The 19,358-nt window shown below is 44.7% G+C and carries 18 protein-coding genes; 11 read left to right on the top strand and 7 right to left on the bottom strand.

The genetic code is table 11. From position 1 onward, the window contains the following. The first annotated feature begins 195 nt into the window (after positions 1-195). The 5 genes from QUB61_RS10310 (at position 196) to QUB61_RS10290 (ending at position 2,395) form a co-directional block, all read left to right on the top strand. On the top strand, positions 196-333 hold the full coding sequence (locus tag QUB61_RS10310; protein ID WP_333130939.1) for a hypothetical protein: 138 nt from the start codon (positions 196-198) through the stop codon (positions 331-333). Positions 334-389: 56 nt separating this feature from the next. Next, positions 390-662, top strand: coding sequence for a hypothetical protein (locus QUB61_RS10305; RefSeq protein WP_333130941.1), 273 nt, complete (start codon positions 390-392; stop codon positions 660-662). Between the two features lie 2 nt (positions 663-664). Beyond that, the gene (locus QUB61_RS10300) at positions 665-1,117 is read left to right on the top strand and encodes an HNH endonuclease (protein WP_333130943.1); all 453 of its coding nucleotides are present in this window, start codon (positions 665-667) and stop codon (positions 1,115-1,117) included. A 674-nt stretch (positions 1,118-1,791) separates the two neighbouring features. Further along, on the top strand, positions 1,792-2,202 hold the full coding sequence (locus QUB61_RS10295) for a hypothetical protein (RefSeq protein ID WP_333130945.1): 411 nt from the start codon (positions 1,792-1,794) through the stop codon (positions 2,200-2,202). Between the two features lie 7 nt (positions 2,203-2,209). Continuing rightward, entirely contained in the window at positions 2,210-2,395 is a 186-nt protein-coding gene (locus tag QUB61_RS10290; RefSeq protein ID WP_333130947.1) for a hypothetical protein, read from the top strand. On the opposite strand, the gene QUB61_RS10285 is transcribed toward QUB61_RS10290, so the two are convergent. After that, positions 2,383-4,182, bottom strand: a complete 1,800-nt coding sequence (locus tag QUB61_RS10285) for a glycosyltransferase family 39 protein (RefSeq protein WP_333130949.1) — start codon at positions 4,180-4,182, stop codon at positions 2,383-2,385. The genes QUB61_RS10290 and QUB61_RS10285 overlap by 13 nt on opposite strands. Positions 4,183-4,309: 127 nt before the next feature. Continuing rightward, on the bottom strand, positions 4,310-5,524 hold the full coding sequence (locus tag QUB61_RS10280) for a glycosyltransferase (protein WP_333130951.1): 1,215 nt from the start codon (positions 5,522-5,524) through the stop codon (positions 4,310-4,312). Positions 5,525-5,670: 146 nt separating this feature from the next. Between QUB61_RS10280 and cofH the strand changes: the two genes are divergently transcribed. Together cofH and QUB61_RS10270 are read left to right on the top strand one after the other, a co-directional pair. Then, entirely contained in the window at positions 5,671-6,828 is a 1,158-nt protein-coding gene (gene cofH, locus QUB61_RS10275) for a 7,8-didemethyl-8-hydroxy-5-deazariboflavin synthase subunit CofH (RefSeq protein WP_333130953.1), read from the top strand. A gap of 3 nt (positions 6,829-6,831) precedes the next feature. Next, positions 6,832-7,437: a hypothetical protein gene (locus QUB61_RS10270; protein ID WP_333130956.1), complete on the top strand. Its 606-nt coding sequence runs from the start codon at positions 6,832-6,834 to the stop codon at positions 7,435-7,437. Positions 7,438-7,497: 60 nt separating this feature from the next. On the opposite strand, the gene QUB61_RS10265 is transcribed toward QUB61_RS10270, so the two are convergent. Both QUB61_RS10265 and QUB61_RS10260 read right to left on the bottom strand, forming a co-directional pair. Then, the gene (locus tag QUB61_RS10265) at positions 7,498-8,139 is read right to left on the bottom strand and encodes a Uma2 family endonuclease (protein WP_333130958.1); all 642 of its coding nucleotides are present in this window, start codon (positions 8,137-8,139) and stop codon (positions 7,498-7,500) included. 208 nt (positions 8,140-8,347) lie between these two features. Further along, the gene (locus QUB61_RS10260; RefSeq protein WP_172186722.1) at positions 8,348-8,611 is read right to left on the bottom strand and encodes a hypothetical protein; all 264 of its coding nucleotides are present in this window, start codon (positions 8,609-8,611) and stop codon (positions 8,348-8,350) included. Between the two features lie 239 nt (positions 8,612-8,850). Here QUB61_RS10260 and QUB61_RS10255 point away from each other — a divergent pair, with 239 nt between their 5' ends. Beyond that, positions 8,851-9,093 (top strand): helix-turn-helix transcriptional regulator, encoded by a 243-nt coding sequence (locus QUB61_RS10255; protein ID WP_333189933.1) that lies wholly within the window; start codon positions 8,851-8,853, stop codon positions 9,091-9,093. 31 nt (positions 9,094-9,124) lie between these two features. On the opposite strand, the gene QUB61_RS10250 is transcribed toward QUB61_RS10255, so the two are convergent. The 3 genes from QUB61_RS10250 to QUB61_RS10240 all read right to left on the bottom strand — a co-directional run bounded on the left by QUB61_RS10250 (position 9,125) and on the right by QUB61_RS10240 (position 13,058). Next, positions 9,125-10,066, bottom strand: coding sequence for a hypothetical protein (locus tag QUB61_RS10250; RefSeq protein ID WP_333130962.1), 942 nt, complete (start codon positions 10,064-10,066; stop codon positions 9,125-9,127). Continuing rightward, the gene (locus QUB61_RS10245) at positions 10,056-11,366 is read right to left on the bottom strand and encodes an AAA family ATPase (protein WP_333130964.1); all 1,311 of its coding nucleotides are present in this window, start codon (positions 11,364-11,366) and stop codon (positions 10,056-10,058) included. The genes QUB61_RS10250 and QUB61_RS10245 overlap by 11 nt, the downstream gene beginning before the upstream one ends. Positions 11,367-11,819: 453 nt before the next feature. Further along, positions 11,820-13,058 (bottom strand): LL-diaminopimelate aminotransferase, encoded by a 1,239-nt coding sequence (locus QUB61_RS10240; protein WP_333130966.1) that lies wholly within the window; start codon positions 13,056-13,058, stop codon positions 11,820-11,822. A gap of 263 nt (positions 13,059-13,321) precedes the next feature. Between QUB61_RS10240 and QUB61_RS10235 the strand changes: the two genes are divergently transcribed. From QUB61_RS10235 to QUB61_RS10225, 3 genes are all read left to right on the top strand, one after another. Beyond that, entirely contained in the window at positions 13,322-14,413 is a 1,092-nt protein-coding gene (locus QUB61_RS10235; RefSeq protein ID WP_333130969.1) for a hypothetical protein, read from the top strand. Between the two features lie 321 nt (positions 14,414-14,734). Beyond that, complete coding sequence (locus QUB61_RS10230) at positions 14,735-16,504, top strand: DUF3352 domain-containing protein (protein ID WP_333130971.1); 1,770 nt, start codon at positions 14,735-14,737, stop codon at positions 16,502-16,504. A 1,079-nt stretch (positions 16,505-17,583) separates the two neighbouring features. Next, the coding region (locus QUB61_RS10225) for a two-partner secretion domain-containing protein (RefSeq protein ID WP_333189931.1) at positions 17,584-19,358 on the top strand (1,775 nt) is incomplete at its 3' end.

Genomic DNA, 19,358 nt, shown 5'->3' with positions numbered 1-19,358 from the left:
CTGCCTCGGCTGCGACAATGGAGGCAGAGCCTCCGGATATGAGTTACCAGGCAGAGCCTGGTAACGAGTATAATCATTTAGGATTGCTATATCTCAGGAACCATCCACTTAATCAACCGTAACTTTTCGGAGATATAAAACTTATTAACAAGACTAAAAACTGCCTTTAAAGTCATGTTTTTTATCTTTTAATTTTTGAGTGATGTAATTTTAGCAGTTTTGCTAAACGCAAGAGCGATCGCACTTTATACTGTTGCGACTGAGGAAAAAAGTGCGATTCCTGCCGAAAGCTGCGCTAACGCACTTATTTTAATCGAAAGTGCGATCGGTTGAGTTACCCTTGAGAATTATTGATATAATCAAGACGGAAACCCATAAAATCCACAACTATGCTAATCCTGCCACAACTGGAAAACCTACGCGATACTCTACCCCTAGAAGGAGCGGTTCGCATTGAATTAGTGGAAGGTATACCCATGTTTAGAGCCTCCACAACTGTCAAAAATCGCATAGAAGAACTGTTAGACAAACAACAAAATTTACCTCTCAATCCTGACGAAGAACAAGAACTCAATCTTTACGAAGAAATCGACGATTACCTCAGTTTTGTCAATCGGACTGTCCGCAATCTTTTCTTGGGCCAGATTCAGCCTACTGTGTAGAAATGTCCGGTCGCCGTCAAATCCCTGAAAATATCCAAAATCAAGTTCGTCAGAGAGCAAACTGTCTGTGCGAATATTGTCATGCCTCCGAACAATGGCAGTACGTAGAGTTTACTATCGAGCACATCATTCCCTTAACTAAAAGTGGGACTAACGATATTGACAATTTGGCACTAGCTTGCTTTCACTGCAACCGCAAGAAATCTGATAAAACTACAGCGATAGATGCTCAGTCAGACGTAGAAGTACCGTTGTTTAACCCCCGACAAGATAGTTGGAACGAACATTTTATTTGGTCGGCGGATAGATTATCAATAGTTGGTTTGACTCCAATTGGACGAGCTACAGTTACAGCATTAGTCTTAAATCGAGAGAGAGTCATTAATATTCGGGCCGCTGACAAAGTTATAAAACGACATCCACCTGCAGGCGATTTAATTCAATCAGAAAGTTGAGCATCCTGAGAGTTACTAAAAGTGGGAGCGGCTACCTCTGCCGCAAAATTTGTACTGAAATGAAAGGTTGATTCCTGCGGAAAGCTTCGCTAACGCACTTTTTTTAATTATTTTAATCGAAAGTGCGATCGACCAATCTATCCCCCTATGGCTCTTCCTCATCTACTCGCCGACTGAGATAATCCGGCAAGTCATCAAAACATACCCCCACCAAACGGCAAAAATCCCTCATTTGCCGAACAGTCATCGTAGGTTCGTCTCCCTTTTCCCATCGCCGCACCGACGAAGTAGGGACACGGCAGTGCCGTGTACTGGTGCGAAAACTTAAATTAATTTTGAGCTGAATTGTTGGTTTTTGGCATTGTCTAACGTTTATTTATGATTGTTATTGCTTTTGAGTAGCCTATTTTAACCGCCTATTTTAAGCGCTTATTTTGAACCTTTAACTAATGGAATTAAATTATGTAATAACTCAATCTAAAAGTTGATTTTCGAGCTAACATAGCGTTATTGCCCAACACGATATAGTTTCCGATATCTCTTGAGGCAATCGAGGAAAAATCATCAACTAGGACGCATCTTTATTGAAGTAGCGCGATGTTCGATCGCGCTCACAATAAAGTGCAAGTCTGTCACTTTTCTATGGGCAAACATACCCAATTTACAATACAGCCATGAACACCCCAGAAACTGCGAATGCCTGGATTATTTACCGACTCCTGCCCAACTTTCAGCGCTTACCCGTCGCGCTATTTCGCAGCCGCAGCGAAGCAGAATCTTCCCTGAAAGTCATCCGGCAAATGCTACCCAATACCGAATTAATACTTGCTTTCGAGGTTGGGCCAGAAAATCCAACTACCGAACTCAATCAGCCCCCTGCTAAAGAACCAAACTTGCAAACTTCAGTTAACCGAGAACTCTTGAAAATCTTCCTTATCAGTTCTCGTCCTGTTGTTTCCCGCGTCATTCATTCTTTTCACCGCGATAATTTTGCCTGCGTTTCTGACTGGAGTCCGCTTGTCCCAACTCAGAATCCAGGTGAAGTGATGAGTGTCTTAATTAAACATTTGGCCGCTGACTCTTAGCGTTTGATTGAACAGTCTCGATCGTATTGATAGCGGTAAGGTGCGCCCAGCGCAGTGCTTTTATGAACAGGCAAGATGCCTGTTCCACAAGAAATTCACTCTTTGTGGAACAGGCATCTTGCCTGTTGCTGACAATGGTGCAACATCTCAGTCGGACGTTAGCTGCGGGCGATCGCCAAATCAGGAACAATGATAAACTTGATATTCATACCCATCCACCGCAGGCAACTCGCCCGATTCAACCTGACATTTTTGTGCTGCTAGATTGACAGGTACGCGAAAATTAACCAACCACAAATCAAGCGGACGTTCCAATTGACTGAGTGTTTTGTCAAGTGTCCCTGCCGCTATTTCCGGCCCCTCCCTTCTCTGATTAGCCAAAAGAAACTGTGGATAATCCGATGCTTTAACATCCTCCTCCTTCCCTCTTCCTTCTTCCCTCTTCCCTCTTCCTTCTTCCTTCTTCCTTCTTCCTTCTTCCTTCTTCCTTCTTTCCCATTCCCACCCTATCCCCATCAACTCTCCTATTTCTACATGAGTCTTTTGAGTAGTGGCAATTAACACGGGAACTTTCGATAATTCGCGGATAATCGGAATTAAAAGGTCTGGTTTGTAATATTTGCGATAGCCGAGATTGGAATTTACTGTGACACCGCTAAAAAAACCCATTGCTAAAATTAGCACCACTGCTTTTTTGCCCGGAACTTCGATCGCCCGTAAATTAAACCATTGACTTTTGGCTGTAGGTGTGTTAAAAATAACCGCCAAAGTTGCTCCTAAAAGCAATATCACCCCCGGAAAGTAGACGAAATTGTATCGTGCGCCGCGAGTTAGGTCAATCCCTAGAATATATGCAAAGCTGAAAAATAGGAAAATTGCTCCGAGCACAAATCCGCCGAAAATAACAGTACCTAAACGAGTATCGGGCGTGGTTAAGGAATTTTTAAGAGCGCTAAACAGGATGGGAAGCACCAATATAAAAAATATTGTCATGGCGATCGCCGATACAACTACTACTGCCAAATTTTGCGATTCCACCGGCAGCAGAGACATGACAGTGATCCATCCAGCTAAAGCTTGAAAAATCGGATTGATCCAATTTAAAAATGTGCGATCGCCGCTGACAATCCAATTAGTTAGTTCGCTGCCGTATTTATTTGACAAAAATACCGGCAGCCAAACTAAACCGCCTGCTAAAGTACCCATCGCTACGGAGAAAAGCCTCCCGAGGATTTGAAACTGCCAAATATTAGGCTGCTGGCTGTTGTCAATTGGCAACTTTCCCTTAAACTGCTGCCAGATTACAGCAATTAATGCTATTGCTTCGGCACACAAAGTCAGTGCAAAAAAGTAGTGAACCGCAATTCCCAAACAGTTAACAAGTACCCAAAGCAGCACCGCCCAAATAGGCAGGGGAGCGCGCTGTTGCAGCTTTTTTGCAGCTAAGGCGAGGCAAAAAAGAGAGGTAATAACTAATAAGATTCCTAAAGTATAATGGCGAGCTTCTTGAGCGAGATAAATGCCGTAGGGAGAAACTGCCATCATCGCGGCCGCACATTGACCGACTAAACGAGAACTAAAAGCAAATTTGCCCAAAAAGTAGATAGCTGGAACTGAAATCGCGCCCAATAATGCAGGAAGAGCTCGCCCAATCAAAACTAAACTATCCTCGGTCGGCCCAAAGAGTCGCATCCACCAGTGGGCGAGCATAAAATACACTGGTGGATGGTTGCTTTCTAGCAGCAAATGGTTGAGGACATCTGCAATGCCAGCACCGGGATCCAATTGCAGCGGTTGTAATAATGTAGAAAGGTCGATCGCGCGATCGAGCGGCACCCCTCGAAAACTGTTGCCCAAACTAAAAACTAGAGTAGAAAACTCATCTGTCCACAGCGGTTTCGAGTTTAAATTGGCAAAGCGCAAAATAAAGGCGATCGCCGTCCACAGCAATAGCAACAACAGTTGTTTGTTCTTAATCATTAATTCAGTCATTCAAAGGCATAGGGAAGAAGAGCAATTAGTAATTAGTCATTAGCCATCAATCATTTTATCAATTATCAATCACCAATTACCAAATACCGATTACCCTTTACCCCTTACCAATTAGCTAATCAACATCCGTTACCCGCCAGCTCAACTTCATATTAATCCAGAAATTCCACAGAGTCACAGCCGCGATCGCAATTAAGTTAGCCAAATATTCATTCATCCCAAAAATATTAAACAGCAAATTAACCAGCAGCACATTCAAAATCAAACCCATCAAGCAAATCGTATTAAATTTCAACAGCCGTTTCAATTGCTGGCGCTTTCCTGGCTGCCGCTTAGAAATATCCCCAAAAGTCCACAAATCATTCCACAAAAAGTTACTGATAATTGCGAATTCAGCAGCAACGATCAGACTGCGAGTCAGCTCCCAATTGAGGATATCCCGCAGCACGTACAAAACCCCCATATTCACAAACACGCCGCTGAAACCCACAAGGCCAAACCGCAGAAACTTGCCCATCGGCCACCGGGCAAACCGCAACCGAAGCAAATGTCGCAAATAGTCAATATACTGTTTCCAGGTAACTTTGCTCTCGCCTTCTTGCCGCTCCTGAAACACGTAACCAACTTCTCCAATCCAGCGGATATCGCCTCTGCCGAGCACTTCAATCAATATTTTGTAACCAGCAGGATTCATGGTTTTGCCCGCTATGCAACTGCGACGCACCATAAAATAGCCGCTCATCGGATCGGAAACTCGGCCCACCACTCCCGGCAGGATCACCAACCCCAGGGTTTGAGCGCCCCGCGATAAAAATCGCCTGACAATGCTCCAGTCGCTCACCCCGCCCTCGGCGACGTGGCGGCTCGCAGCGGCCAAATCGGCTCCCCGCTGAATTTCTGCTAAAAGCTGCAACAGCGTCTCCGGGGGATGCTGCAAGTCGGCATCGATGACGCCCAAAACCTCGCCCCGAGCGGCCTGCCACCCGCGAATTACCGCTGTGGAAAGTCCCCGCTCGTGTTCGCGGCGCATCACCCGCAACTGCGGATATTCCGGTGTCAGGGACTGGGCAACTTCCCAGGTGCGATCGGGGCTGTCGTCATCGACTACAATTAATTCGTAGTTGCCGGGAATGCTGCCATCGAGCAAGTGGCTCAATTTTTCCACAATACTCTTGACATTCTTGCACTCGTTGTAGGTGGGAATGACCAGGGAAAAATAAATTGGCGGTGTGCCTGCGTCTGTAAAAGTTGAATTGAAAGTCTCTACAGCAGGAATTTCCAAAGGCCCAGACGGCACTGGCAATACCTGATTTGATTGCTTGATGGTCATAATTCCCGTTTATAGAAATATAAAAGATGTTTTGATGACTTTACTTTAGACTTTAGAATCTGTTTCGTCTAGAGTTGATTTGTTAAAATATAAAAAAGCCTTAATTATAGGCAGCAATTCTGTAGCTTAGCTAACAAAAAAAAACTGTGGATGCAATTCTCGATCGAGCTTTACAAGGTTATAATATCTCTTCCGCAGAAGCCTTGGTACTTTTGCAGCAAAGAGATCCCGATGCGCGAGCTTCTATTCAAACAACCGCTGATTTGCTCCGCCGCCGACAATCAGGGGATACAGTCACCTACGTTATAAATCGAAATATTAACTTTACTAACATTTGCGAGCAGCATTGCAGTTTTTGTGCATTCCGCCGCGACGAGGGAGATGAGGGCGCTTTTTGGTTAGATGCAGCTCAAATTCAGGAAAAGGCAACTGATGCAGTGCAGCGGGGTGCGACGGAAATTTGTATGCAGGGCGGCTTAAATCTTCAAGCTAAGCTCAACGGCGCATTTTTACCTTATTATCTGCAATTGGTGAAAACTATTAAGGATAAGTTTCCTCAGTTGCACTTGCACGCTTTTTCGCCCCAAGAAATAGAATTTATTGCCAGAGGAGATAATCTTAGTTTCAGCTATGTAATTTCGGCTTTGCAGGATGCGGGAGTCGGTTCGATGCCGGGAACGGCGGCGGAAGTTCTCGACGATTCTGTGCGACGGGTGATTTGCCCGGAAAAACTAAATTCGGCAAGTTGGCTGGAAATTGTGGGAACGGCTCACCGTCTGGGTTTGCCGACAACGAGTACGATGCTTTGCGGGCATATTGAGACGGCCCAACAGCAGGTTTTGCATTTAGAAAAAGTGCGATCGCTCCAACAAAGTGCGATCGACCAAAACTATGGGGCACGCATCACAGAATTTATTTTACTACCATTTGTCGGACAGGAAGCACCGGCACCTTTGCGGAGTCGAGTCGGCCGCGACCAACCAGTTTTAGCAGATACATTGTTACTCACCGCTGTATCGAGAATCTTCTTGGGAAATTTGATTTCCAATCACCAGCCGAGTTGGGTAAAATTAGGTTTAGATGGAGCTACTGAAGCGCTGAAATGGGGCTGCAACGACATCGGCGGCACTTTGATGGAAGAGCACATTACTACAATGGCCGGTGCGGTTGGCGGCAGTTGTCAATCTGTCGAAGATTTGCAAAATGCAATTAGTTCTTTGGGCCGGAGTTATCAGCAAAGAGATACAATTTATCGACCTTTAGGGGTTGACAATTTTGCAGTAATAAGTAGTAGGATAAATTGAGCGATGTGTTATCGCGAGTTCACCTCAATTATCAAAGTTAAACAAGCCTTTGGATTAACAACTGTAGAAGGCCCGCGATTTCTACCGCAAACAACTCCGATCGATCCGAGTGCAACCCTGACAGATTTTTTGGCGAATAGTTTACCCGTAGCTGTGGCCACAGGTAGCGAAAAAGCTCGATCGGAAATGATTATTACTCCGGTACTGCTGGAAGTCAGGAAGATTTTGCAGCAGAATATTAGCTTGTTTTCGGGAGAAGACTTTACGGTTGATTATGAAAGTGGACTAAACGGGATTTGTGATTATTTGATTAGTCGTTCTGCAGAAATGTTGGAGATTGAAGCACCCGCAGTGGCGGTTGTTGAGGCTAAAAAAGCTGATTTGAAGACAGGAATTGGACAGTGCGTTGCAGAAATGGTGGCAATGCAGAAGTTTAATGAAGCGAAGGGGAAACCAATTTCAGTTATTTATGGCAGTGTCAGTAACGGCACGCAGTGGCGATTTCTCAAACTAGAGGAAAAAATTGTATCGATCGATCTTAATGACTATGCCTTACCTCCGGTGGACGAAATTTTGGGAATGCTGGTTTGGATGGTACGAGATGGCTAATTAAAACCTCTCAGTTGGTAAAGCTTGTCGGATGCGAAGCGCGTAAAGAATCCTAGGAGTTTAGCCGATCGCACTTTCAAATTCTTCTAGCGCTTGACAACTTCCTACCTGCAAAGCACGTTCTACTGTAGTGGGGATAAGTTGGGCGATCGCGATTTCTGGAAAATTCGGACTCATATCCGATTCTACATACTCTCCATCTTGCAGCAAATAGATGCGAAGTCTGCCGCTGTCATAAACCCATACTTCTGGAACTCCAATAATTTTATAGGCATCGATCTTAGTTTTAGAAGTAACATCCGTTTCAATTGCCAAATCGGGCGGCGGATCGTCTGGTAAAAGTCGGCGGCGGTTAATCATCCGCTGATAATTTAGAATATAAAAGCAAGCATCAGGTTCAACTCCTGCTGCACCTTCCCGTTTGAAAGTAGTAGAACCAAAGGGTTCATATCTTCTGCCCGCTGACTTGAGTAAAATTTTTACAATATCGGAAATTAAATCTTTCGGCCTTTCGTGTTCGGGTAAGGGAACCATGATTTCTAAGGTACTGTTGCTGTAGGCAATTCTAGTTCTTCGCTTTTCTCCTAATTCCTGCAAAATCGACTCAAATTCCAGCCAAGTTATATTGGGAATAGTTACGACACTACCGGGAGAAAGCGTTATCTGGCTAACGGGTTTTAGGACGGGGGTGATAACAATCATAAGCTGAATTGCGAGCTAGTTGTTAAGTTTGTGCCAAGGGCAGGCAGGATGCCTACCCACAAGAAAACTCATTCTTTGTGGAACAGGCATCTTGCCTGTTATTGATAAGAATACAAGATATCTCTTGAGTGTAGCACGGGCAACGAGAAGAGATTCGCGATCGCACTTTTGACTCAATTCTAGAAACATCGCTCGCACATTTATGGCTTCATTGCAGCCGGATTAATTTGACTAACAGACTCATGATTTCTCCCTGGTCGGGTGTAATAATGATGCGATTGTCGGGAATGGCGATCGGATGAGTCCAACGAACAGCTTCCTCGTAGCGCAATGCGTGCAGTTGGTGGATAGTTCGGCGTACCCCCAGCGGCGAACCGATGATGACGTGACGGACTGCTTCGCGATCGCCCTCAAAGGTTTGGTTGGTTAAAACATTGGGCGATGTTTGGTTCGATGATGAATCTTGCAACATAGCTTTGACTAATAATTTTGGATAGGTTTGATGCTTTGTAACGGTAAAACCGCGTACAATTTCTAATTAAAGAAAAGACCGCTATTTCCGTAAAGCACAATTTGTTAAAACAATACTATCTGATGTTTCTGTATTTGCCTAGAGCAAATCAATTTAGGGTAAGCGTAAATCAATTTAGGGTAAGCGTAAATCAATTTAGGGTAAGCGTAAATCAATTTACGGTCAGGGTCAATTAGCTTATGGAAATGTTTAAAAAATTCGAGCGATCGCCACTAAAGAGACTCCGAGTTAAGCGGTTTATGACTCAAAAACAGCTAGGAAAAGCACTTGGAGTTACGGAAATGACGGTAAGCAACTGGGAATCGGGGCGATCTGTACCGAAGCTAACGCCAGTTCAGTTCAAGAAATTGTTAAAGCTTTTGCAAATTACTGTCGATGAGTTGCCAGATCAATTTGGTTATCCCAGCGATGCTGAGGGATAGAAAATGAAACATTATAATCGATGTGTTTTATTTAAACGAACTCATACAATGTTTTGAAAAAAAAAGGAATATGATACTTAACATCGCTACTTTGCTCTGAATAAAATCTCCCAATTTCTAACGAGAGTTGCTCTCTAAATACCCAATCTTCCCGGCTAAAGTCACCAAATGGCTTAATTTGATGCCAATAATCTTTAGCTTTTTTAATTGTCAGCAAAACTGCGATCGACTGATTCTTATGCGTTTCATCTACAGCATTTTGAAACCGCTCTTTCCACGAAGCCTGAAATGCTTGAACTTCAGTACAATCCAATCCAGAACAGTAACTAATGCGAGCGAAGGCTCTCTGTAGGTTATTCTGTAAATCCAAGTCGCTACAAATTGCATCAGCCATATCCAGATAAATACTTGCGAGTACCGCAGGATTTCGCTTATAAATCGGCTTGTTACAACAATTGTCAAATATTGGTTGAAGTTCAGGTGTCAGAAAATATGCTTCTTTATGAATCAAACCTGTAATCCAGATCCGGTGCTGTGCTGCATTTTGCTCTTTCACCTGCGATTTTTCGTAAAGATCCCGAAAAATTGCTTCTGTATCTGTAAAAATATAATTGTCGATCGTTTGCAGTTGCAAATCTAAATCTATCATTGCAAAAAGTCGATCGGGATCTAAATATGAATTAGTGGTATCCTTTTCGTGTAATATTGAAAGAGTAAAGTAGGTGTCTATTACATCTTTGCGATCGCCGCAGTTGAAAAATTCCGGTCGCTTCTGTCTCCACCATGTCGGAACGCAAGCCTTATAAAAGTTGGCATCAGGCATTTGCTCCATTGCTTTATAAGATTGAGGTGACTCTCTACCCTGCGTCTTGCGAATATCACCTTCGCACAATACCACAATTTTGTTTTTAATTCTGGGAGATTGAAGAATTGCCTCGCAATGTTTTTTTAGCTGTTCTGGACTAAGACTCATTTGTAATATTAGATTGTTGTTTGAGCAGTTTTGGCTCGATTTCTTTAACGTGAGCTGGTGTCAAAGCTTCACACAAGGCGTAGGAGTGAGTTGCCAGAATATATTGATTGCTGGGCCCCCACTCTTGGAGGTCTGATATAATTTGATATTGCCAATCAGGATGAAAAGCAATTTCAACTTCATCCATCAAAACAATAGCATCTTTTATGTTGCGGGACTTGAGCCATATATAAATGCTGAGTCTTTTGAGTTCGCCGTGACTTAAATCTTCGGGATATAGTTCTATAGCTTCACCATTATTATACAATTGAAAGTTGACTCCCGAAAAATCTTCATTTAAATTTATCCTTTTATTGCCTAATAGCAGATTTAAGTCATTAATTAGAGATTGATAGCTGTTCCCGTAGCTACCAGTTTTTATCGCTTCTCTGAAATCGCGATCGCGAGCATCTTTAAATGATTTAATAAGTAGCTTTACAGCAAGGAAGTCATAGGTAAACAACCCATTTAATTTAGATCTTGCAGATTCGAGTATCCCGTAATAATTCTTATCTTCCTTACTTGAGTTGCTAAATAATAGTCTTCTAGAATCCGGCGGAAGAAATAGAAAAACTTGTGTGGAAGGAGCTGCCAAAAATATTTTATTTGACAGTTTTTTAAAAAAATCTCCTACTTCTTTGCCCTTTATATTATTGATATGACAGAGTAAAGCTTCATCTTGATGATGATTGGAATTTCTGTCACTTGAATAGTTACAGATATATTTCATATTTTGGGATTTTAAATATTCAATACTTCCCCTATAAATTACCTCAAGAGCTTCTAATTTCTCACAAGCTTTTATTATTTCATCGTAACTGTCCATATCTTGAGATTCAAGATAATCAATATTATTTTGAAGTATTTCTAATTGTTTTAATCCCGAAAAACTGAGAGCAGCTTCATCGATAGCTTCATTTTTAATATCTAAGGGCAATAATTCTTTTATAGAAAGATTTCTGTGAGAGATAAATTGAAGTTTGACAATTTTTTTTCCATCCCAAATATCAATGATCGCTAAGACTCTTTTGTCTTCCTCATCAGAAATTTTAAATCCATGAAGCAGGTTTTCTAAAAATATTTTTTTATTATAATTACCGGAACAATGTAGCAATACAAAAATCAACTGCAATAGGGTACTTTTACCGCCGCCATTTTGACTACCTAGCGGAAAAATACTAGGAAAAAAGTCCTTTTCAAAAGAGATGTCTATATTTTTCAAACCGCGAAAATCAGGAACTTGAACTCGTAGCAAGTGCATAATAAACTCCTGGTGTTAGCTTGCATTTTTTTATTGAAACCCTGACCCACAATCATTTTAGATTATAACTCACATTTTTTACTATTTTCATAAACAGGCAAGATGCCTGTTCCACAACATATGAATTTCTTGTGGGGTGGGCATCTTGCCCGCCCAAAGAAACAGGCAAGATGCCTGTTCCACAACTTATCAATTTCTTGTGGGGTGGGCATCTTGCCCGCCCAAAGAAACATGCAAGATGCCTGTTCCACAACTTATCAATTTCTTGTGGGGTGGGCAAGATGCCCACCCACTTGAACAGGCAAGATGCCTGTTCCACAACACATCAAATTTCTTGTGGGGTGGGCATCTTGCCCGCCCAAAGAAACAGGCAAGATGCCTGTTCCACAACACATCAAATTTCTTGTGGGGTGGGCATCTTGCCCGCCCCAGAAAGACTTATCTCTCGCCCTTTTACACCTTAAACTTCTCCACAATCCGTCTCATCGCCTCCTCCACATTCTCCCGACTATTAAACGCCGAAATGCGGAAATAACCCTCACCCGCCGCACCAAAACCAGAACCCGGAGTTCCCACCACATTGCAAGTTTCCAGCAACTTCTGAAAGAAATCCCAACTCGACAAACCGTGAGGCGTTTTCACCCACACATAAGGTGCATTCTCGCCACCAAAAACCTCGATTCCCGCCGCTGTCAATTTCTCGCGAATAATCGCAGCATTTTCCATGTAAAAATTGACTAAAGCCTGAATCTGTGCCTTGCCAGCCTCAGAATAAACCGCCTCAGCACCGCGCTGCACGATGTAAGAAACTCCGTTAAATTTAGTAGATTGGCGGCGGTTCCACAGCTTCCAAATTTCGACATCGGAACCATCTGCTGCTTTTCCAGTCAACGTCTTCGGTACAACTGTTAACGCACAGCGAGTACCCGTGAAACCAGCATTTTTGGAAAAAGAACGAAATTCGATCGCACAATCCCGCGCCCCTTCAATTTCGTAGATAGAATGCGGTAAACTCGGATTGGTAATATACGCTTCGTAAGCCGCATCGAAGAAAATAATCGAACCGTTAGCCTTAGCATAATTTACCCAAGCTTGCAAGTGTTCCTTAGTTGCAGTTGCCCCCGTCGGGTTATTCGGAAAACACAAGTAAATTAAATCGACTTTTTTGTCCGTGGGAATTTCCGCAGTAAAATTGTTTTCCGCTGTAATTGGCAGGTAAACTAAGCCGCCGTATTCGCCATTTTCGTTCGCATCTCCCGTGTGCCCGGCCATCACGTTAGTGTCTACATACACCGGATAAACAGGATCGGTAACTGCGATCGTGTTATTGTTGCCAAAGATATCGAGAATATTGCCGCAATCGCACTTAGAACCATCAGAAATAAAGATTTCCGAAGCATCAACATCGCATCCCCGCGACTTGAAATCGTGCTCGGCAATTTTCTCCCGCAGCCACTCATAACCTTGTTCCGGGCCGTATCCTTTAAAAGTATCCCGCGAACCCATTTCTTCCACCGCCGCCACCATCGCTTGGCGACAAGCTTCCGGTAGTGGTTCAGTCACGTCGCCAATCCCCAGCCGAATGATGGGCGCTTCGGGATTCGCCTCTGCAAAAGCTTTCACCCTGCGCCCAATCTCGGGAAACAGGTAGCCAGCTTTGAGTTTGAGGTAGTTGTCGTTGATAGTTGCCATAGTTCGATCGCTACAAATGTCGTAGAATAGCTTACTCCCAATTGTCTCTCTCAAGCAGCAGGAACTTCGGCAACCAGCAGTGTACGGGATTTAACGGATGTAACGGATGGATATTGGGCCAAGACAAAGATTTTCCCCACTCGAACACTCGAACACTCCGCCAATCCGCCATTACAGGCAATCTGCGCACTTGCTCACCAGCCATTGACAAAAAAATCAAATCTGCTTGTATAATCAGAATAGTATGCACTGCAGAAACAATTATGGACGAGATCGAGTACGCCAAACTCTATCAAGAACTGGCGGCAATTCTGAATGAGTTTAATTTGGGTTGGGTAGTTCAACAAGTAGCGGATACTGTAGAGATAGGCAAAGTAATTGAAGAGCGATCGCTCAAAAGAAAAACACCCCTGCTCAAGATAGAAGATTATACCGCAAAAGAACAACTTTTGCTGTTAATTGATGCTGTGGAGCAATCGACTGTGAACACTTCCGAAATGGAAGACGAAATTGCTTATTTCTTGAAAGTAGAATCAGAAACCTCTCCCCTCGGCACAAAAATAACATTTGCGAATTCAGGTGCAGAATCAGCCCAAACAATCGAGTTTACTTCCAGCGTCACAGCCCCCCGTCACAAACAGGCGATCGCCCTCAAGCACTTGCTGGAAAAACTGCCTTCCGGGCCGAGCAACTACGCCACAAATTCCGAAATTAAAAGCAAATTAAAAAGCTCGCTCGATCCTGATTTCAACGGAGTGGCAGAACAAGCCAGAATTTTTGACGCTTACCTATTCACTATTCTGTTAAAAGCAGTTGCTAATGAAGGGGGTAATATTTATTATAACAATGTTTTAGACGACGAAACACCGAAATATTTAACATTTAGAAAAACGGCGGGAAAAATCCACGGAACTGCACATCCATACACTCATGCTGTTGTGGAATTTCCCGACAAACCAGCTTTGGAAGTTCACCTAGGAGTGAAAGTCCAAGGTAGAGCCGGAGTTCTGCACAACTGCAACGTGTTAATTTTGTACCAAAAAGAAGCTAATATCTGCCGCGTGCTCAACCGCGAACCCCGGCACTCGCAGGTAATTTTAGCAGTAAAATCTGAACACAGCACCTCGGAACTCAAACTAGAAATGGCTGGTGCTTTTATCGGATTAGCGTCTGATATTCGCTATGAAGGCGGCAGCTATTTCATTTCTAACAGTTACTCCCAACCCGTAGCAAAACTGTTAACTACTGCTCGCAAAAAATGGGAACTCAACATTTTTCCGAGAGCCACAAACGATGTGCATCGGCTGATGTACTCGTTTCAAACTATCTTTAAAGACTTTAAGGCCAGAAACTAACATCGGGGAATTGGGCATCGGGCATCGGGCATCGGGAATTGGGGCTCGGGAGTAGTTAGTGTAGGGCTTATGCGTAAATTCCAAAGAAACCAGGTTTTTTACCAGGATTCAACGCTCAAATCCAGTATTTAGTAAAAAAACGGTTTCTGCGTCTAGGACTATAGTGGTTAGTGGTTACTGGTTAGTAGTTTTTCTAATAACAAATAAAAAACAACAAATTACCAATGCCCCATCCCCCATGCCCCATGCCCCATGCCCCATCCCCCATGCCCCATCCCCAATATAATTTATGATGTTGCGAGCACCCGAACCTTACGAATAATGTTTAAGAAAGATAAATCTTCCCTGCTGTTTACGATCGGAGCCGCCACACTTCTGATCGGTTTAGGCTTTGTCACCTACTACCTCGTCCTCTCCCGTGGCTCCGCCAAAGATTTGCCGGCGGGGGCAACCGTTGTCCCGCAAGATACGATGATGGCCCTATCCATCAGCACCGATGAATCGCAGTGGAATAAACTGCGAGAGTTTGGCACGCCCGAGTCAAAAGCTTCCTTTGAGAGGTTTTTAAGCCAAATGCGCGATCGCCTCCTGACAAGCAACGGCTACGCCTACGGGCAAGACATTCAACCCTGGGTGGGTAACACAGCAATGGTAGCCTTTCTCCGCAACAAAATAGCTATACCAGTCCCCCCGCCCGCACCCAATGTGCCCCCGCCTCCGCCAATTCAACAGTCAGTGGCAATTATCCTGCCAATTGCCAACCCGATCAAAGCCAAAGAATTATTAGCAAAACCCAGACCTCTGAGCCAAGGAAAAATAGTTGAGCGTAATTATAAAGGCGTGCAAGTCACAGAAACTCAAGGCGTACCCGATCGCAATTTCTCAGTCGCGGTACTCGGCACAAACTATCTAGCAGTCACCACAGATCCTAGCGCTACAGACAGAATAATCGACACCTACAAAGGCGAACCTTCCCTAGCAAAAACCCCTGGCTATGCAGACGCCATAGAAAAAATAAAAAGTCCGGGCGCCTTCGGTCAAATCTACGTCAATATGCCCGTTGCCGCCGCCTATGCCGCCGCCAACTCAGCCCGCGAAATTTCGGCCCAAAACCTCGAAAAACTGCAACAAAATCAGGGATTTGCCACCACAGCGACGCTGGAAGCAGAAGGAATTGGATTCAAATCAGTCTCTTGGCTAAAACCAGATTCTACCAGAAGGATAGCAGTAGAAAACAATGCTCTAAAAATGGTTAACCGCCTGCCAAACAATACAATAATGATGGTATCCGGCGGCAACTTGCAGCGTTTGTGGCAAGACTACGTATTGGGAGCCGATGCGAACCCGATTTCCCCGATTAATCCCCAAGTTTTGCGCACAGGTTTAAAATCCACTACGGGCATGGATTTAGATAAAGACTTGATGAACTGGATGGCGGGAGAATTTTCTCTATCATTAATACCAGCCCCGGCGCAGAATCCCAAAGACAAATTTGCCGCCGGATTTGTATTTATGGTCGAAACAAACAACCGGGGGGCAGCCAACAAATCCCTGAAACAGCTTGATGAAACGATGAAAATGAAAGGGTTTAGAGTTGAGGAAATTAAAGTCGGCGGCAAACCTGCGACAAAATGGACATCGCCGTTTGGAGGGATTACGGTAACTCGCGGCTGGATGAACGATGTAGCGTTTATCGCAGTAGGAGCTCCAGTGGTTGATGCGATCGTTCCGGCACCGAAAAGTCCGCTTTTAAGCAGCGAACTGTTTCAGAAAACTGTACGATCGCAACTTACACCCCACAACGGCAATTTCTTCATCGACACCGAGAGTGCGTTTAACCCGAAAAACCTAGCTTTGCCGGAGTTTCCTCCCAACCAAAAAATGTGGATAGACGCCACGCGGTCGATCGGCGTTACAGCCGCCGTCATTGGCGATCGTACCACCCGTTACGACGCTTTTGTGGGTCTCAAAAAATCCAACCAATCCACTCCTTCACCAAATCCCTCACCGAGTCTTGCTTCTCCGAGTCCTGCTTCACCGAGGCTTGCTTCACCCAGTCCCTCGCCCACCGTCCAAACTTCTCCCAACTAACTCTTAAATCATTCCACAAATCCGCCCGGACAGCCCATTAAACAGCAACGGGGCCGCAGATTAAAACCCAAAGACAACCGCCAGAAGCCAGAACCAAGAAGCAAGAACAAGACTTACGCATAGGGACTACAGAAACCGGGTTTTTTTATCGTTTCTGCCGGCTGCAACGAATTATTTTCGTTAACAAACCCGGTTTCTATGCACCCCTGCGTCCAGGACTACCAAAGAAACCGAGTTTTTTAAACCTGGGACTGCACCTAAGTATTTTCGCGTACAAAAACTCGGTTTCTGCGTCCAGGGATCGAGAAGCAATCGATCTTTCCTGACCAAGAATTTCTTGATGGTACCCGCCACGTGATTTATCCGTGGAATCAATCCAAAATCGCAAATCGAAAATCCTCAAGCCCCCGCATTTATCCGTGGGATCAATCTAAAATCTAAAATCTAAAATCTAAAATCGATTGACGCGCCCTACTCTCTGTGCCCGTTGCGTCCAGGACTGCTTATTTTTGTCATAATTTTAATGGTCGGCAATTGTAGATGCGTTTTTTTTTATAAAAATTTTTTTACCTTGATTTTTCAAGCGTCTGTTTTGGGCGCAGAAACCGGTTTTTTAAACCGCCATACTTCGTTCAAACTCTCACTCATATAAAAAACAACAGGTTTCTAGGCGTCGGAGTGCGTCTAGGAAAGCCGTTTTTTTTAGGTCATGCCGAAGATACAGCTTCTTGGCATTGCGAGTTATACTTAGATTGTGGAGAAGATACGATCGGGGAATTGCAAATGCAGAGGCAAATTTTACAAGGAAATTTTCCTCATTGACTCTCGATCGCACTTGCATTCCGAAACCCGGTAGCTTCATAAATATAGACTTTAACCCCAATTTTTCTGAAAAACCGGGTTTCTTTACCTAATCTCTGTTAATTATGTATCAATAGTCCGGACTGTTTTTAGTTCGTAGTCTGAAACCCTTGATTTTCCGTTGGTAGCTCGATTCCTTGGAGCCTTGAAACCCTTATTCTAAGGTTGGGAATCAAAAACCGTCCAAAGTATTGATATATTTTACCCATTAAAAACCTATGAAAACCCCCAAAAATATTCAATTACAGGCAAGCTTTATCTCTAAAAGAAGAATAAGATCGCTGGCACTTTCTCTGCCAATGATCTTAATAAATCTTTACTTGTTGCAAGCAAAAGCCGAAGCTCAAAGCATTCAGCCAGAGACGGGCCCCACGGGAACGGGAACAACAGTAAGCACTCCCGCAGGCCAAAACGGAACTTTCAATATTGAAGGCGGAACAACCTCGGACAAGGGAAAAAATCTCTTCCACAGTTTTACACAATTCGGCTTGTTGCAAAACGAGACTGCCCTCTTTAAACTATCAAACTCATACTCCAAAATTGAAAACATTTTAGGGCGCATAAACGGGGGCGACCCCTCGATTATTAACGGCTTAATTAAAGTAAGCGGCGGCAACAATCCTAACTTGTTTCTGATGAATCCATCCGGCCTTATATTTGGCAGCAAGGCCAGCTTAGACGTGCCGGGTTCTTTCACAGCAACCACCGCCACGGGTATTGGATTTGGTAGTAATGGCTCGTTGTTCTTTAACGCTGTCGGTACTCCCAACTACACATCTCTGACAGGGGCGCCCACTTCCTTTGCTTTTGGAGGCGCTCAAGCAGGGGCAATTATCAGCACGGCAAACTTAACAGTCGAGTCAGGGAACTTAACCTTGCTCGGCGGCACCGTTGTCAGCACCGGCAGCCTTTCGGCCCCAGACGGTCAAATTACCCTAGCATCAGTCCCCGGGACAAATTTAGTGCGCGTCAGCGAGGCAAACAGTTTGCTAAGTTTGGAAATCCAGGCTTCAGGGACGAGCAGCACAGGTTCGGGATTGCCGATCGCATCCTTGCCCGAACTGCTCACAGGCATCGGTCAAGCGAACGCTACAGGCCTCAGCTTGGACAACGGTCAAGTGGTACTCACGGCGTCTAACCCGGCTAACCGAGTAGTAGCTGCGGGGGACGTTGCAGTCACCGGAAACCTGGCCCCCGAAGGCGGCGCGATCGAAATTCAAGCAGCCAACAGCGTTGCAGTCAGCACAAACCTGACCACCCAAGGCGGCGCGATCGCCCTAAAAGCTAACGGCGACATTAGCACTCGCGATCTCAACTCCAGCTCCAACAACGACGGCGGCAACATCAACGTCACCAGCGAGACAGGAAAAGTAGAAACAGGCAATATCAACGCAGGGTCGAGCGACAAAAACGGCGACTCCGGAAACGTTACTATTAACGCCGGAGACGTTGAAACTGTAGGACCCTCAAGCAACATTCAAACAGGATCCATAGACGCCACAGGCAAAAACGGCGGTCAAGTCACCCTCAACGCCAGCAACGACATCGTAGTAACCCATATCAACACCGAAGGCAAAACAGAAGGAGGAGATATTGCCATTACAGCCGGCGGTTATTTCCGAGCTACAGGCTTGATCGCAAGCTCAAACAACGAGTCGTGTTCGGATCAACGTTGCAGCATTTCCGCCTCCACGACAGGGAACAACGGTAATAATGGTGGAGGTATCAGCATTAGCCACGGAGGCGCTACTTTCGGCGTCGGGTCCGCCTATGAGGACAACGACAGCGGTACTGCTGGCAAGATTGCAACTGGGAATAAGAAAGACCCAATTTTTATTACAGGGGAACAGGTTACGGCTTCTCCGTCACAGACACCGGCGCCAACACCGACGGCAACACCGGCGCCGACAGATTCTCCAACACCGACGGCAACACCGGCGCCGACAGATTCTCCAACACCGACGGCAACACCGGCGCCGACAGATTCTCCAAC

The sequence above is a fragment of the Microcoleus sp. C2D2 genome (genome assembly GCF_036702495.1).
Lineage (GTDB): Bacteria > Cyanobacteriota > Cyanobacteriia > Cyanobacteriales > Microcoleaceae > Microcoleus.
This window is presented reverse-complemented; position numbering and strand designations above follow the sequence as displayed.